At 45.3% G+C, this 15443-nt stretch carries 14 protein-coding genes; 12 read left to right on the forward strand and 2 right to left on the reverse strand.

What is annotated here, in order from left to right; all coding sequences use genetic code 11:
- Window positions 1–4 precede the first annotated feature (4 nt).
- Complete coding sequence (locus KSK55_RS03500) at window positions 5–466, forward strand: hypothetical protein (RefSeq protein ID WP_218608190.1); 462 nt, start codon at window positions 5–7, stop codon at window positions 464–466.
- A 12-nt stretch (window positions 467–478) separates the two neighbouring features.
- Here KSK55_RS03500 and KSK55_RS03505 read toward each other — a convergent pair whose 3' ends face one another.
- Window positions 479–1717 carry a proteasome-activating nucleotidase gene (locus KSK55_RS03505; protein ID WP_218608191.1) on the reverse strand — a complete coding sequence of 413 codons (1239 nt, stop codon included), beginning with the start codon at window positions 1715–1717 and terminating at the stop codon, window positions 479–481.
- Between the two features lie 34 nt (window positions 1718–1751).
- On the opposite strand from KSK55_RS03505, the gene KSK55_RS03510 reads away from it, so the two are divergent.
- From KSK55_RS03510 to tpiA, 11 genes are all read left to right on the forward strand, one after another.
- Window positions 1752–2267 (forward strand): multiprotein bridging factor aMBF1, encoded by a 516-nt coding sequence (locus KSK55_RS03510; RefSeq protein ID WP_214418824.1) that lies wholly within the window; start codon window positions 1752–1754, stop codon window positions 2265–2267.
- 293 nt (window positions 2268–2560) lie between these two features.
- Window positions 2561–3361, forward strand: coding sequence for a 2-amino-3,7-dideoxy-D-threo-hept-6-ulosonate synthase (locus tag KSK55_RS03515; RefSeq protein WP_214418825.1), 801 nt, complete (start codon window positions 2561–2563; stop codon window positions 3359–3361).
- A complete protein-coding gene (locus tag KSK55_RS03520; RefSeq protein WP_218608192.1) occupies window positions 3358–4131 on the forward strand; it encodes a 2-amino-3,7-dideoxy-D-threo-hept-6-ulosonate synthase in 774 nt (257 codons plus the stop codon). The genes KSK55_RS03515 and KSK55_RS03520 overlap by 4 nt, the downstream gene beginning before the upstream one ends.
- A gap of 6 nt (window positions 4132–4137) precedes the next feature.
- Window positions 4138–5124 carry a 3-dehydroquinate synthase II gene (locus tag KSK55_RS03525; protein WP_218608193.1) on the forward strand — a complete coding sequence of 329 codons (987 nt, stop codon included), beginning with the start codon at window positions 4138–4140 and terminating at the stop codon, window positions 5122–5124.
- 1 nt (window position 5125) lies between these two features.
- Window positions 5126–5950 (forward strand): prephenate dehydrogenase/arogenate dehydrogenase family protein, encoded by an 825-nt coding sequence (locus tag KSK55_RS03530; protein ID WP_218608194.1) that lies wholly within the window; start codon window positions 5126–5128, stop codon window positions 5948–5950.
- Window positions 5947–6741 carry a prephenate dehydratase gene (locus tag KSK55_RS03535; RefSeq protein WP_218608195.1) on the forward strand — a complete coding sequence of 265 codons (795 nt, stop codon included), beginning with the start codon at window positions 5947–5949 and terminating at the stop codon, window positions 6739–6741. The genes KSK55_RS03530 and KSK55_RS03535 overlap by 4 nt, the downstream gene beginning before the upstream one ends.
- Window positions 6732–8027 carry a 3-phosphoshikimate 1-carboxyvinyltransferase gene (aroA, locus tag KSK55_RS03540; RefSeq protein ID WP_218608196.1) on the forward strand — a complete coding sequence of 432 codons (1296 nt, stop codon included), beginning with the start codon at window positions 6732–6734 and terminating at the stop codon, window positions 8025–8027. The genes KSK55_RS03535 and aroA overlap by 10 nt, the downstream gene beginning before the upstream one ends.
- Window positions 7955–9385, forward strand: a complete 1431-nt coding sequence (gene aroE / locus KSK55_RS03545; protein ID WP_218608197.1) for a shikimate dehydrogenase — start codon at window positions 7955–7957, stop codon at window positions 9383–9385. Before aroA ends, aroE begins: the two co-directional genes overlap by 73 nt.
- Window positions 9382–10389 (forward strand): chorismate synthase, encoded by a 1008-nt coding sequence (locus KSK55_RS03550; protein ID WP_218608198.1) that lies wholly within the window; start codon window positions 9382–9384, stop codon window positions 10387–10389. Before aroE ends, KSK55_RS03550 begins: the two co-directional genes overlap by 4 nt.
- Window positions 10390–10394: 5 nt before the next feature.
- Window positions 10395–12902 (forward strand): U32 family peptidase, encoded by a 2508-nt coding sequence (locus tag KSK55_RS03555; RefSeq protein WP_218608199.1) that lies wholly within the window; start codon window positions 10395–10397, stop codon window positions 12900–12902.
- A gap of 111 nt (window positions 12903–13013) precedes the next feature.
- Window positions 13014–13697 (forward strand): triose-phosphate isomerase, encoded by a 684-nt coding sequence (gene tpiA, locus KSK55_RS03560; RefSeq protein ID WP_218608200.1) that lies wholly within the window; start codon window positions 13014–13016, stop codon window positions 13695–13697.
- Here the strand turns inward: tpiA and KSK55_RS03565 are convergent, their stop codons facing one another.
- Window positions 13698–15380 (reverse strand): response regulator, encoded by a 1683-nt coding sequence (locus KSK55_RS03565; RefSeq protein WP_218608201.1) that lies wholly within the window; start codon window positions 15378–15380, stop codon window positions 13698–13700.
- Window positions 15381–15443 lie beyond the last annotated feature (63 nt).

Here is a 15443-nt window from a genome sequence, read left to right on the forward strand (position 1 = left end):
TTTTATGAATCTGCTGATATTCAGCAGACCAGGAATTCGGATCTACCAGGAGTTGCGAAGATCCGAGACAGCCTGGCATGCACTCAGGTTTTATAATCCGCTCGAAATACCGGTAGGTATATTCATTCAGGTAAGTTCACTATCAGCAGCACTTTCCCTTGCATCTGATTTAAAATATTTTATCAGGAAATATGGAGCAGAACACTTATTTGAGATATCAAAAGAACTATATTGCACTGCTGCATTTGCGACAGGACGATATACCACCCGTGAAAAACTTCCTGATCCCTGGCCATGGAAATTGTGGTACTGGGTTGTTGGAGATGGAACAATTCTAAAAACCCAAACCCCTCCAGGGAGTATCTCTCAGGTGAAAACGACGCAGGGAGGATACCTTTTTGAAGTAATTTGCACCGAAGAGGAATTTTCGGTTCACCAATTTGTCCATCCTAACAAAGAACAGTAAAAAAAGAAAAGATCAGGCAAACATAACACCGGCAGTAGTAAGCCGGTGATCTTTCTCTAAGTCATACCTGAATTTATTCAGAGCAGTCAGGAAATCCTCGTGAGAAACCTGGGGATGCTCTTTTCGGATTGCAAACATCCCGGCCTCCATGCAGATTGCATTCAGTTCTGCTCCATTCCTTCCTTCGGTGAGCTGGGCAATCTCCATAAGGTCCACATCATCTGCAAGATTCATGCACCTGGTATGGACTTTCAGGATAGAATGTCTGCCCCCGGTATCAGGAAGAGGAATCTCAATAATCCGGTCAAATCGTCCCGGCCGCAGGAGTGCTGCATCAAGAATATCGATCCGGTTTGTTGCGCCGATTATTTTCACATCCCCACGAGGCTCAAAACCATCCATTGCCGCGAGAAGCTGCATGAGAGTCCGCTGAACCTCACGATCTCCTGAAGTCATAGCTTCTGTGCGTGATGCTCCGATTGCATCTATCTCGTCAATAAATACTATGGATGGAGCCTTTTCTTTTGCCAGGTCAAATAGTTCTCTGACAAGACGTGCTCCTTCTCCAATATATTTCTGGACAAGTTCAGAACCGACGGTATGCAGGAAGATTGCATGTGTTTCATGCGCTACTGCCTTCGCGAGAAGGGTTTTTCCCGTTCCCGGAGGCCCATAGAGCAGGACACCTTTTGGCGGGTTGATCCCGATCTTCTCAAAGAGATCCGGTCTGGTCATCGGCAGTTCTACCGATTCACGAATCTCCATGATCTGTTTTTCAAGACCACCAATATCTTCATACGTCTCGGTTGGAGCATCGACAAGTTCCATGCCATATACCTGTGAATCATAGGTGCCTGGAAGAACTTCGACAATCGCAAGGGACTGCTGATTCAGCGTGCACCTGACACCTGCTTTTATGGTATCCGGGTTTACTGCCTGGGAAACCCTGACAAGAAACCTGGGCCCCGCACTAGAGCGTACTACGACGCGTCCGGAATCGATGATATCAGTCACGGTGCCGACAATAAGCGGGGGGGTTTTCAGGTGTTCAATCTCGCTTTTGAGCTTGCGAACCTCCCGCTCATATCGAATCTTCTGGGTCTCGACATACCGCTTATCAGACTCCAGTTGCCGGATCTGCTCCTTCAATTCCTGGTTTTGCGATTCCATTCCTGCAACCCGGTCTACAAGGTACCGGTATAACTCCTCTGGAGTCTTCATGTCATCCGGGTGACGGGCTGCTTCTGCCATCTGATCAATCAGGTATATAGGGGTAAGTGACTATATGATGTTTGCGAAAATGCAGTGTGAAATGTGCGGCGCAGAAGCCAAAGGCCCTCTGAAAAGGATCAAGATCGAAGGGGCCGAGCTCTCGGTGTGTAATGCCTGTGCAAAATATGGTACTGAAGTACAGGGAGCTCCCCGAACATCTGCAGCACAGTCTGTGAGACCATCCGGGTATGCAGGTGCCAGCAAACCTCCTGCTCAACGGTCCAGAGATCTGTTTGACCGGATGGGTGGTGATCTTGTTGAAGATTACCCTGACCGGATACGGGATGCACGGATGAAGCTGGGGATGACCCAGAAAGATCTTGCCCTTGCAATGATGGAGCGAGAACTCCTGGTAAAGAAAATTGAAAAAGGCGAACTGATTCCTGAAGATGAAGTTCGAAAGAAATTAGAGAAAACACTCAATATCAGTCTTCTCGATGAGGGTTCATCAGAACCAACCGATCTTCACCATGCACGGATGACCACCACAATGGGGGATGTCATCCAGATTAAGAAGGCGAAGAAGTAATTTCTCTATTTTTCTATGCGTGATCCTGAATCATGCCAGTGTCTTCCATACCATGCCATGCCATATCATGGCACGACGACGATACATTTATATTCAGTCCGATTGACCCCTGATCATGACACACTGTGCGGAGGGCGTGAAGACTGTAATACACAGTAACTCAGCCATAGCCAGTCCGTCACTCATTTTGAACACGAATTCATTTGATTATCGCTTTTATACGTTCTTTTTTCGTTTTTATTCATTTTTCTGGTACTGAGTGATCACTCGTACCGGAATTGGAGTGATCTATTATGAGAGGGAAAGATATCAGACTTGAAAGAATCATGAACCGCAACACAAGAAAGACAATCATAGTTCCGATGGACCATGGTGTAACCCTTGGACCAATACAAGGACTTGTTGATCTTCCTGATGCGGTAAACTCGGTTGCGGAAGGTGGAGCAAATGCAGTACTTGGTCATGTAGGATTAGCTTTACATGGTCACCGGCAGCGTGGTCATGATGTCGGACTAATTTTGCATCTGTCAGCATCAACAGCAATAGGACCAGATCCAAATGAAAAAGTTCTCGTCAATTCTGTAACGAATGCTCTGAAAATGGGAGCAGATGCAGTTTCTATGCATGTAAATATCGGAGCGGATTCAGAAGCCAAGATGCTCACTGACCTTGGGAAAGTTGCAATTGAATGTATGGAATGGGGAGTTCCGCTCCTGGCAATGATGTACCCCCGTGGTCGGAATATCAAGGATGAACATGCTGTCGAACACGTCTGTCTGGCTGCGAGGGTTGCAGCAGAACTTGGAGCAGATCTAGTCAAAACAAACTACACCGGAGATCCTGATTCATTCCGGGAAGTCACCAGGGGATGTCCGGTCCCGGTTGTCGTAGCAGGTGGATCAAAAACTGATGATCTCACGACACTCGAACTTATCGAAGGATCAATGGAAGGTGGTGCTGCCGGACTCTCAATTGGACGAAATGCTTTCCAACATGCAAATCCGGCGGCTTTTGTACGGGCATGTGCAAAGATCGTACATGACGGGTTGAGTGCCTCTGAAGTGAATGAGATGCTGAAAGGTGGTATGATATGATTGGAAAACAGATTCGACTGGAACGGATAATGGACCGGAACACAGGAAAAGCGGTCATAATCCCTATGGATCATGGAATGACACTCGGGCAGATTGATGGTCTTTTAAATATGACCGAAACTGTTGCAGAGGTGTCTGATGGAGGAGCAAATGCAATTATCCTTCATAAAGGGCTTGTCCGTCCTGGACACCGCAGAAAAGGGAGGGATATCGGGCTCATCATCCATCTTTCAGCCGGGACCAGTATGAACCCGGATCCAAATGACAAAGTCCTCATCTGTACTGTTGAAGAGGCAGTATCCCTGGGAGCAGATGCAGTCTCCATTCATATCAACCTAGGTGCACCTCAGGAGTCTAAGATGATGGAATCTGCCGGACAAGTGGTCCGGGATTGCAACCGGTGGGGGATTCCTCTTCTCGCAATGATATACCCCCGGGGAGAAGGGATTGATCCGACAGATCCGAGGCATGTCGGCCACGCGGTTCGTGTTGCAGAAGAACTGGGTGCTGATCTTGTCAAGACAAACTACACCGGAGACCCTCAGACATTTGCAAAGATAGTAAAGGCATCCTCCATACCGGTTCTGATCGCCGGTGGTGAGAAAGGAGAAGATATTGACACCTACAAAACAATCTACGATGCCGTTCACTTTGCAAAGTGTGCCGGTGTCTGCATGGGAAGAAATGCCTTCCAGCGAGATAATGTAGCAAAATTTGTATCCAATGTTTCAAAGGTTGTTCTTGAAGGAACCAAACCGGAAAATGTCTGAGGAATTATGAAACAGGTATTTGTTGATCTCAGGCCATGGAACAAGGATCTTGCAATAGCAGCACTTGAATCAGGTGCTGACGGAGTAGTTGCTGATTCTGCCGGACCGGTCAGGGAGCTTGGGCGTATACCAGTCATTGCCCCGGATGGAGATCTTATCCCGGAGCAGGATATCAAGGAGATAATAATATCGAATACAGAAGATCAGGCTGTTGCGATGGAGGCTGCAAAGATATGTCGCATCATCGTTCATACACCTGACTGGACCATCATTCCCCTTGAAAATCTGGTTGCCTGTGGTGACAATGTCATTGCAGTTGTCACGAATCTGAAAGAAGCAGAACAAGCACTTACCGTTCTTGAGAAAGGTGTCGCCGGTGTCCTTGTTAAAACTGATGATCCAGACATTGTCAGATCTATCTCCCGAATGGTCCAGTCAGGAACCTGTGGTCAGCAACTTAATAGACTCACCATTACTGCAGTACAGCCAGCTGGAATGGGTGAACGAGTCTGTGTTGATACATGTTCACTGATGGTTGACGGGGAAGGTATGCTGGTTGGGAATACTTCATCCGGATTTTTTCTGGTTCATGCAGAAACTCTGGTTAATCCATATGTTGCACCCCGGCCATTTCGGGTGAATGCCGGTGGCGTGCATGCGTACCTGCAGGTTCCGGGCGGAAAGACTGCATACCTTGCCGACCTGAAAGCAGGCGATCGGGTGATGGTTATTCATGGAAACGGATCCTGCCGGGAGGCCACTGTCGGGCGTGTAAAAATTGAACGAAGACCACTCTTTCTAGTGGAAGCAGAAAGCGAAGGACAAAAACTCTCCGTGATTTTACAGAATGCAGAAACAATCCGACTTGTAAAGCCAGATTATTCAGCAGTATCGGTCACCTCACTCAACCCCGGAGATGTCATTTTAGGAAAAGTTGAGAGTGGAGGCCGCCATTTCGGCATGGCAATTGATGAGACCATTATTGAGAAATAACATGAAGATAGGCATCATTGGCGGGACAGGAGGTATGGGAAACCTGTTTTCACAGGTCTTTGAAAAAGCCGGTCATGAAGTACTTATTGTCGGCAGAAAAACAGAAATTACAAAAGAAGATATTGCCCGTCTTGCAGATGTCATAATTGTATCAGTCCCAATTCGGGACACTATACCAGTCATCAATGATATTTCACCCCTCCTTCGGGAAGATCAGATACTGGCCGATCTGACCTCGATAAAAGTCGGACCGGTTCATGCAATGCTCTCCTCCCATGCACAGGTTATTGGATTTCATCCTATGTTTGGTCCGACGGTTGGTACAATCCAGGGACAAACTATTGTTGCTACTCCGACACGGTGTGTTGAAGAAAATATCCGATTCTTTGAAGATATCTTCACATTCCAGGGTGCCAGAGTAACCAGAACCACACCTGAGGAACATGATCGGATGATGGCAGTTATCCAGGGACTTACCCACTTTAAAGCCATTCTCCTCGCAGGAACAATGCGAAGACTCGGGATATCACCTGCAGACACAGAATTGTATATGAGCCCGGTATACCGGATTGAGACAGGAATTGCCGGAAGACTGCTTTCACAAAACCCCGATCTGTATGCAGATATTCTTTGTCTGAATCCTAGTGTACCATCAGTTCTGGAAACATGTGAAGAAGCAGCAAAAGAAATTCTCGAAATGATCACTCGTGGTGATAGGAATGGGTTTACAGCCGAATTTCTTGCATCACGGGAATGGTTTGGTCCCTTCTGTGATCAGGCACAAAAAGAAACCGATCATCTTATCCATGCTATGGTGAACCAATGACTCTTATTACACTCGGGCCTGAAGGAACATTTTCTCATGACCTCGCCCGCACAATGGACAGTTCAATAATTCTTGTTCCATCAATAGGCCGGGTATTTTCTGAAGTTGAAAAGACCGGCATTCCCGGACTTGTTCCAATTGAAAACAGTGAAGCAGGTGGTGTCATTGCAACAATGGATGGTCTGATGCTCCATGATGTTTTTATTACCTCCGAACATTACCTGCACATCCATCACAGTTATGCATCAGATGCTCCAAAAGAAAGCATTGAAGTGATTTTTGCCCATCCCCAAAGTCATGAACAATGTAGTAAATTTATAGATACTCTTGGTATTCAGGTCATCCATACTGAAAGTAATGCCGCAAGTGCGAATGCTCAAAAGCAGCGAGTCGGTTCTGCAGCGATCATCTCAAGTACTCTGGCACAACAATCAGAAATCCCAATCCTTGCAGATAATATTGAAAATAATCCGGATAATATCACCCGGTTTATAGTAATCTCAAAAACTCCAGGAACGGGTGTAAATCCTAAAAAGTGTAGCATAATCATAGATCCCGGAGAAAACCGGGCAGGACTGCTTTATGATCTGCTAAGTCCTTTTAAAGATATTGGGGTCAACCTGACCCGGATTGAATCACGTCCCTCAAAACGTTGCATGGGAAATTATGTTTTCTTCATCGATCTGGAATGTGAAGGAGATTGGAAACGTGCAATTGAGAAGATTTCTACCATTACAAAAGTAAAGCATCTTGGATGCTATCATGTTATCGGAGATGATCCATGCAGATAACAATCGGTGCATGCGGACCGGTTCATTTATCCTGCATTGCTCCTCCCTCAAAAAGTTTCACTCACCGGGCATTGATAATCGCAGCCTTAGCTAACGGAGAGTCGGAAATAATCGGGCAACTGGATGCTGATGATACCAGGATGACTGCACGGGCTCTCATGCAGTTAGGAATATGTCTGGAGTGGGGAAGAGAGAGCATTAAGGTGCAGGGGAAAGGGGGTGTTCTCACTTCACCTGCAGAAGAGATAAACATTCAGGATTCCGGAACCTCAATGCGGCTTTTGACTGCAATATCCCTTCTTGCTGATGGACCGGTTACCCTTACCGGAAGTGCACGGATGCAGGAACGGCCACTTGGTCCTCTTATTGACACACTGAACACAGCCGGAGCCAAAATTTCCTCCCTGAACCATCCAGGTTGTCCCCCGATCAGGATAGAGGGTTCAATCCCCGGAGGGGATATCTCAATTGATGGCAGCATATCAAGCCAGTTTATCTCATCACTCCTGATTGCAGCCCCATATGCAAACCAGGAGACTCGGATACATCTTATTGGAGAACCGGTTTCTCTTCCGTACATTCTGATGACGATTCATAGTATGCATGCATTTGGTGCGAAAGTGGTCGTTGATGAAAATCCATCAGGGGAGACGGTGTTTATTGTATCACCTGACTACCAGTATAAACCACGAACGTACCAAATCGAGGGAGATTTTTCATCTGCATCATACTGGTTTGCGCTTGCCGCTCTATGCGGAGGAACCGCAACCGTTTCCGACCTAAATCCATTCTCCACCCAGGGTGACCGAAGGCTTGTGGACATTCTTGAAAAGATGGGGTGTACATGTTCAAAAGAGAAAAACTCCATCACAATCACCCGTGATATGGATAAACCTCTAACCGGAATTGAGGTAAATATGGCGGACTGCCCGGATATTGTGCAGACAGTCTGCATGGTTGCTGCAACTGCTATCACAACGACTCGCATTACCGGTGTTCATCATCTCCGGATAAAAGAAAGTGACCGGATTGCAGCGATTGCTAACGGGCTTCGCTCTCTTGGAGGAATTATTGAGACTGATGAAGATGCTATCACCATTCATCCTGCACCCCTTCATGGAGGAGTAATACACCCTCACAATGATCACAGGACTGCAATGAGCTTTGCAATACTGGGATGTTTTATCGGTGGTGTCACAATCCTTGATGCCGGATGCGTGACAAAATCATATCCAGGATTTTGGGAGGAGTTACGACGAATATGGCAAAACGCCGTATTGTGCTAATCGGATACCGGGGAACAGGAAAAAGCAGTATTGGAAAAGCTCTTGCTCTCCAAACCGGACAAAGCCACCTAGATACAGATCAGTTGATCGTTGATGCAACCGGTAAAACAATACCGGAAATTTTTAATTCAGAAGGAGAAGCAGGATTTCGTGAGATAGAACAACATGTCATAGCACGAATCCCATCCGGAGCCGGGATTATCAGTACCGGAGGAGGAGCTGTTATTCGTCCTGCTAACGTGCAGATGCTCCGAATGAACAGTGTGATTGTCCTTCTGACTTCAAAGCCAGAGATTATTTTCAAGCGAATTCATAAAACTGACAGGCCATCACTTACCGGACTTCCTCCCAAGGAAGAGATAGAAAATGTCCTGGAAGAGCGGATGCCGACTTACCGTAGTGCTGCAGATTTTGTGCTGGATACGAGTACGACAACAGCCCGGGAAGCTGCTACTCAGATTCTTGAGTTGATACAAAGCGGGATATGTAATCCTGAAAAGCGGATGAAATTAATCTCATCAGTGATACAAACCTCAATTCCATCAGGAGAAAAGATCCATCTGAAAAAGAATGCAGGGTGCTCAGATATTTTTCTGTATGGTATCCTTGGATATCCCTGCATGCATAGTAAGAGTCCTGCTATCTATAATCACCTGTTTGCAGATTATGGAATTCCTGCTCACTATACCTGGTTTGAACAAAAAGATCCGGGAGATTTTTTACAATCTCTCCCAGAAACTGGTGTCCGGGGCCTTTCAGTTACGATTCCTCATAAAGTCACAATTATGCCTCATCTTGATGAAGTGAAACATGATGCAGAATCCATTGGTGCTGTAAATACGGTCCTTATTCTGAATGATGAGAAATTTGGATACAATACTGACTGGAAAGGGATTTATCGTCCACTAGAAGGTGTTACTGGTGAAAAGGCCGCTATTTTGGGAGCAGGTGGAGCAGCTGCAGCAGCAGTGTATGCTGTTTCCATGCGAGGATATACCCCCGTCATCTTAAACCGTTCACCTGAGCGTGCAATACACCTTGCACGAAAAACCGGAGCAGAGACAGGAATGCTGGAGGATATCGGAAAATTTTCTCCAGACCTCATTATTAACACCACTCCTGTCGGTATGGGGAAAGATCCGAATATTCCAATTCCTCCACAGGCATTAAAACCAGAGATGAAAGTTTTTGATCTGGTATACACACCAAAAGATACACCCCTGCTTCAGGCAGCCCTCGCAACCGGATGTTCAGTAATCCCCGGTACGGAGATGTTCATTCATCAGCTTGCTGAACAATTCAGAATCCTCACAGGAATTGAAGCACCAGTATCACGAATCAGGGAGATGCTTGGGTGAATACGTTTGGATCCAATTTCAAGGTTACCACCTTTGGTGAAAGTCATGGAGCAGCCATTGGAGTAGTGATCGATGGTTGCCCTCCGGGATTTTCAATTTCTGAAACTGACATTCAGATCTTTCTGGATAAGCGTCGGCCGGGTCAGTGTGATCTGGTCACTCCTAGACAGGAGGCTGATGCTGTTCAGATACTCTCCGGTGTATTTGAAGGAAAAACACTAGGCACACCAATCTGTCTGCTCATTCATAATACCTCGATGAAATCTTCTGACTATGATGAACTCAAAGAAATATTCAGGCCAGGTCATGCTGATCGCGGATATCTTCAAAAATATGGCATTCGGGATCATCGGGGAGGAGGACGAAGTTCAGGTCGGGAGACTGCAGCCCGTGTCGCTGCCGGTGCAGTCGCACGCCTCTACCTTCAAAAAAAGGGCATAATAATCTCCGGATCACTCATTGAAGTGCACGGAGAAACGAATTCGGATGCAATTGAAAAAGCCATCCGTGATGCCCGGGATACTGGAGAATCTATCGGAGGCATAGTACAACTTCAGGTATCCGGATGCCCAGCAGGCCTTGGTGATCCTGTATTTGGAAAACTCGATGCACGAATCGCGTATGCAATGATGGGAATTGGAGGTGTGAAAGCAGTCGAGATTGGATCAGGGGTGCAGGCTTCTAAGATGATCGGATCAGAACATAATGATCAGATGACACCAGAAGGATACTGTTCAAATCATGCAGGAGGCATTCTGGGTGGTATATCCACTGGACAGGAAATCCTGGTAAGGCTGAGTGTAAAGCCAACCCCGTCAATTCGAACCCTTCAGCGTACTATTGGAACCGACGGATATGAAAAAACCCTATCAGTTCATGGAAGGCATGATCCCTGTATTGCAGTAAGAATTGTGCCGGTAGCAGAAGCAATGATGGCTCTTGTTCTCATGGACGTTCTTCTTGAACAAAGAAAAATTGATCCTGACAAAAAACCAGGGTTCTGAATGGCATGAATCCGCATATCCCACTTCTCCTTGCTCCTGCAGGATCACCTGATGCTTTAAAAGCAGCCTGTGCTGCCGGGGCTGATGCTGTGTATCTTGGAGGCAGGCAATTTGGAGCACGTCAATTTGCAGCAAATTTTTCAGATGATGAACTTGAAGACGCAATCAGGTATGCCCATCTTCGTGGAATTCAGGTCTTTGTTACAGTTAATACACTCATTACAGAATCGGAAATTCCACATGTTCTTAAATATCTCGTTTTTCTATATCGCATAGGTGTCGATGCTGTCCTTGTGCAAGATATCGGATTATTGTCTCTTGCACACCGTCTAATCCCGGGACTTCACCTTCATGCCTCTACCCAGATGGGTGTTCACAATGTTCCCGGAGCTCTCTTTGCTGCAAAAAACGGTTGTAAGAGAATTGTTCTCGCACGTGAGTTATCAGGCGAAGAGATCAAAACGATATCAGATGCCTGCTCCGGAAGAGATGTGGATCTTGAGATTTTTGCTCATGGTGCACTGTGTTATGGATATTCAGGTAGGTGTCTTTTCTCTTCTCTGCTTGGAGGAAGAAGTGGAAACAGAGGAATGTGTGCTCAACCATGCAGAAAGCAGTACCAATTTCTTATCGGAAAACCGGATAAATGGGGAAGGATAGATGAAGCAGATCCTTTTCAGAATTCAAGGTACCTTCTTTCTACAAAAGATCTCGCCCTGTATCCAGTTCTGGATAATATTGTCAACCTTCCCGTAGCAGCTTTAAAAATTGAAGGGAGGATGCGATCACCAGAATATGTGGGAATAGTAACATCCACGTACCGAAAAGCCCTTGATGCAATTCAAAATGGTACATTTGTCCCCCAACCAGAAGATTTCGCAGATCTGTCCATCGCCTTTTCACGAGGGTTTACTTCCGGATATGTCAGTGGTTCAACCTGTTCTGAGGTAATGGGACGTGATTACCCGGGAAACCGGGGATATTTCATTGGTACTGTATTATCATATTGGAAAGGAAAGGTTCAGGTCCATTTAAATTCTGAAATAATTCCCCGTACTGGAGATGGTCTGGTCATCAGGGATAGAGAGAGGGAAGAAGGTCTGGTTCTGCGTGAAAATCCGGACATAAATGGAACCGTCGTTGAACTTCCTTCTCCCTTCAAAGCGTACAAAGGCGCTCAAGTATTCATTACCAATCGGAAAGAACTTGAAAAAAGGATTGTCAACCTCCTTTCTCATCCGGATGAACAATTTTCCGGATCATATCCCATTTCTTGTTCAATTGTTTTTTCCCCAGAGGGACAGATATTTGGGACAGGGGAGGTCAGAGATCATGCATCACACACACACCAGTTTACTTTTACCAGTGCTGAACAGGTAGAAGCCGCCAAAACGCGATCTCTCACGCAGGATCAAGTACGAGAACAACTGAATAAAACCGGAGGGACGCTCTTTTCATTTCGGGGAATTTCTATATCCGGTGAAGAGGGGTGGTTTGCTCCAGTCAGGGTGTTAAATGCACTCAGACGAGAAATTCTCAATGCCGCACAAGAGGCAATTCTCCAGTCCCTGATTCCACATCCTGATACCATTTCATTGGTACAGAAAAGCATTCAGGACTATCTTGGTACTATACGTACGAATTTTCCAAAACAAGTCACAGATTCATGGTTGATAGTGATTGTTTCATCAAAATCTGAAGCTGTTGCTGCTCTTCAAGCAGGAGCAGATCAGGTTTACCTACTCTGGAATCCACTGTTAGAAAACATTGATGGGTTATCTGAAAAATCAGACCGTTGGGGGATTATGGTACCCGGCGTCATCAGACAGAATGAATTAGAAGCTTTCGTCCATTTCATTACAAATAACCAATATTCCATAACTCACCGGTTTTTAGTAGATTCAGTAGGAATGGGAGAGTACTTATCTGAAAAATTTCCGGGTTCTTTAATATCGTCGTATTATGGACTTCCAATTGCTAATAGTGCAGCACGGTATTTATGTAAGGAATTTGAGTTTTGTACACTTTCACCTGAATTATCCGAGCAGGAGATTCGTGATGTATTGGCACAACAGAATCAGTCTTCTCCAGATGTGGCAATATGTTGTCAGGGTCTGATTGAGGCGATAGTATCAGAAGACCACCTGTGTGCATGTACAACTGTCAATAAAGACCGGAGTTTAGTAATTCGGGATGAAAAAAAGTATACATTTCCTGTTATCTGTGAACATTCCGGAAGAACCCATATCATGAATTCATCCGAACATTCTCTGATTGACGAGGTCACTACCCTTCAGAATCTTGGTATCAGACGATATATCCTTGATGCCAGAAATCGTGGAGAGCATTATGCTGAAAACATGACACGACTTTGGAAAAAAGTTCTCCAATCAAATCTTCATGATAAAGAAAAAGCGCAAATTCGAGAACAAATTGTACGGATGAGTTATGGTGGTATTACCAGATCCGGGTACCGGAGAGGGTTAAGCGGGATGAAAACCAATAATGGATGAATATCCCGTCTAATAGAGAACCAAGTTAATTCCTCCGGAATGAAAGAACGGACCAAGAGACTATCTCTCGCACCGCTTCTGATAAGTAATACAAAAACCAACTATAGGCCTATGAAACCGACCACTCTTAAAACCCCACTGGTTCTGGTCAACCTTAAATGTTATACCGAATCAATAGGTAACGGAGCCCACCGGATTGCCAGAGCAGCCAGGGAAGTATCTGACGAGTCCGGTATTACCATCGCTCTTGCTCCGCTGTATATGGACATTCATCCTATTATCCACCATTATGATATTCCTGTCTTCGCCCAGCATGTAGACCCAGTGGAACCCGGGGCCCATACCGGACGGATGCCCCTACCTGCAATAAAATCTGCCGGAGCCATCGGTTCATTAGTTAACCACTCTGAATACCGGCTTTCTGTTGCTGACATCGAAAAGAATGTTACGGCCCTACGCCAAGCACAAATGCTCTCCTGTGTCTGTTCAAACAATGTTGCAACCACGAAGGCGCTTGCTGCTCTGGGTCCGGATTATGTAGCAATAGAACCCCCGGAATTAATCGGAGGAAAAATATCAGTGTCTGAAGCAAACCCAGAGATTATCACAGGTTCTGTTGATGCAGTCAGAAATATCAATTCATCAGTAAAAGTTTTGACCGGAGCAGGTATTCATTCAGGAACATGTGTGAAAACTGCAGTCGAACTGGGCACAGAGGGTGTTCTGCTCGCATCAAGTGTGGTCAAGGCAGAAGATCCGGCTGCAATTCTCCGTGACCTTGTCTCTCTTCTGTGATTACCAGGAGAGATGAGGATCAAGAGTAATCAACACTTCCGCAGGACCACCATTTTCCGGGACAAGTAACCGGACCATACAATATAGTTCTCCGGAGGAACTCACACCCTCATTTGAAATAATCCGTGATATTCCCCTTCCGGTATTCACAACCTCACGGATCATATCACACATCTCAAGTTTACAAAGAACCGGATGAACATTCAGATGTTTATTCAGGATATCTTCTTTTGGAATGTCAAGGAGTTCTTGTGCACAAGGATTTATTTCTCTGATTATCCCTTCTTTATCTACCAGGATAACACCGATATTGATGGCTTCTATAATATTTTCATATCGATGTTGGGATCGTCTGAGAGCTTTTTCTATCTGACAATAACTGGTGATATCCCGCCCCAATGTCACTGAACCAATCTGTGAGCCTTCATTATTCACAAATGGAACAGTAATAATATCAAATTCAGTCAGTCCGGTTCGGGTGCGTACTGATATCCGCTCCTTAAGATCACAAAAAATTGCATCTGCATCATTATCTTCACGCGGGTGATATATGACGCCACAGGGAAAATCTTCCTCTTTTTTCCCCACCGGTTCAGTTGTGTCCCTTGCATCAAGAAAATCTGATCCTGCCTTATTTACAAAAATAAATGAACCTTCATTATCTTTAGCCCATAAAACATCAGGAACCGTGTCACATAATCTCCGCATCAAGGCATACATTGATGCATATTCCTCTTTTGCTGATAGGAGCGACTTTTTCATCCGATCCTGCTGAATTGCAGACCCAATCATGGCTGCAGCTGCCTGAAGAGCATCTATTTCCACACCGGTCCAGTTCCGATCTCCAAGGTAATCTGCAAAAGAAAATAAACCCCATACCTGTTGATTTACAAAGACAGGAAAAATCGCAATGGCTTTTGCCGTATATTCCGTCCAATTAATGGACATCTTCTGGATTTGAGAAGAGTCATAGATAAGTGTCTCTCCCCTCGTGAGACGCTCAATTATTTCATCAACTTCAAAAAATTTGTGTTTTCTGAGATATTCCTCAGTGACAGGATTCTGAACAGAGGCTCTGGTCCAGGAAGCCTCGTAGGAAAAATATGACAGGCAAGTTCCCTGCACCTCTTCAGTTTTGAGTCTGAACAGCCTGACTGCATCCACTTCTGTTGCCAGACCAAATAAGGTAATTGCTTCCTGTAATGCACGATCAAATGCCTCACCTCCCAAAAAAAGGTTTGAAACTAAACTTACTGCCTCAAGAATCCCGTCACGACGCTTCAAGGCATTGCGCGTGTTTCTCTGCTGAATGGCATAATTGACTTTATGATTGAGCTCGACAAAGAGAGCTTTTGTCTCGCCACCTTTTTGTATGTAAAAATCAGCTCCGGAATTGATTGCATCAATGATAACTGTTTCTCTGCCTCTGCCGGAAAACAAAATGAAGGGAATATCTTTGTCTATATCACGAACAGCTTTTAAAAAATCAAGTCCGTTCATCTGAGGCATTTCATAATCAGATATTATGCACGAATACGAACCGCTTTTGATTAGATCCAAGGCTACATGTGCAGAGGTTACCGCATCTACCTTGATTTTCCCATCTTTTTCCAGTAATAATTTTGTTAAATCACAAATAACCGGCTCATCATCTACATGGAGTACTCGGACTTCAGAAATCACGCCTCGACCTGCCCTTACATTTTGACACTGAATTTTCTTAATAGTATCATCTATCTAACTTGT

The sequence above is a fragment of the Methanospirillum hungatei genome, from assembly GCF_019263745.1.
GTDB lineage: Archaea > Halobacteriota > Methanomicrobia > Methanomicrobiales > Methanospirillaceae > Methanospirillum > Methanospirillum purgamenti.

Coding starts and splice junctions, on each gene's coding strand:
- KSK55_RS03525 (WP_218608193.1), top strand. CDS start 4,138: ATGAAACAGGTATTTGTTGATCTCAGGCCATGGAACAAGGATCTTGCA.
- KSK55_RS03500 (WP_218608190.1), top strand. CDS start 5: ATGAATCTGCTGATATTCAGCAGACCAGGAATTCGGATCTACCAGGAG.
- KSK55_RS03510 (WP_214418824.1), top strand. CDS start 1,752: ATGATGTTTGCGAAAATGCAGTGTGAAATGTGCGGCGCAGAAGCCAAA.
- KSK55_RS03530 (WP_218608194.1), top strand. CDS start 5,126: ATGAAGATAGGCATCATTGGCGGGACAGGAGGTATGGGAAACCTGTTT.
- KSK55_RS03520 (WP_218608192.1), top strand. CDS start 3,358: ATGATTGGAAAACAGATTCGACTGGAACGGATAATGGACCGGAACACA.
- aroE (WP_218608197.1), top strand. CDS start 7,955: ATGCGTGACAAAATCATATCCAGGATTTTGGGAGGAGTTACGACGAAT.
- KSK55_RS03515 (WP_214418825.1), top strand. CDS start 2,561: ATGAGAGGGAAAGATATCAGACTTGAAAGAATCATGAACCGCAACACA.
- KSK55_RS03535 (WP_218608195.1), top strand. CDS start 5,947: ATGACTCTTATTACACTCGGGCCTGAAGGAACATTTTCTCATGACCTC.
- tpiA (WP_218608200.1), top strand. CDS start 13,014: ATGAAACCGACCACTCTTAAAACCCCACTGGTTCTGGTCAACCTTAAA.
- KSK55_RS03505 (WP_218608191.1), bottom strand. CDS start 1,717: ATGGCAGAAGCAGCCCGTCACCCGGATGACATGAAGACTCCAGAGGAG.
- KSK55_RS03555 (WP_218608199.1), top strand. CDS start 10,395: ATGAATCCGCATATCCCACTTCTCCTTGCTCCTGCAGGATCACCTGAT.
- aroA (WP_218608196.1), top strand. CDS start 6,732: ATGCAGATAACAATCGGTGCATGCGGACCGGTTCATTTATCCTGCATT.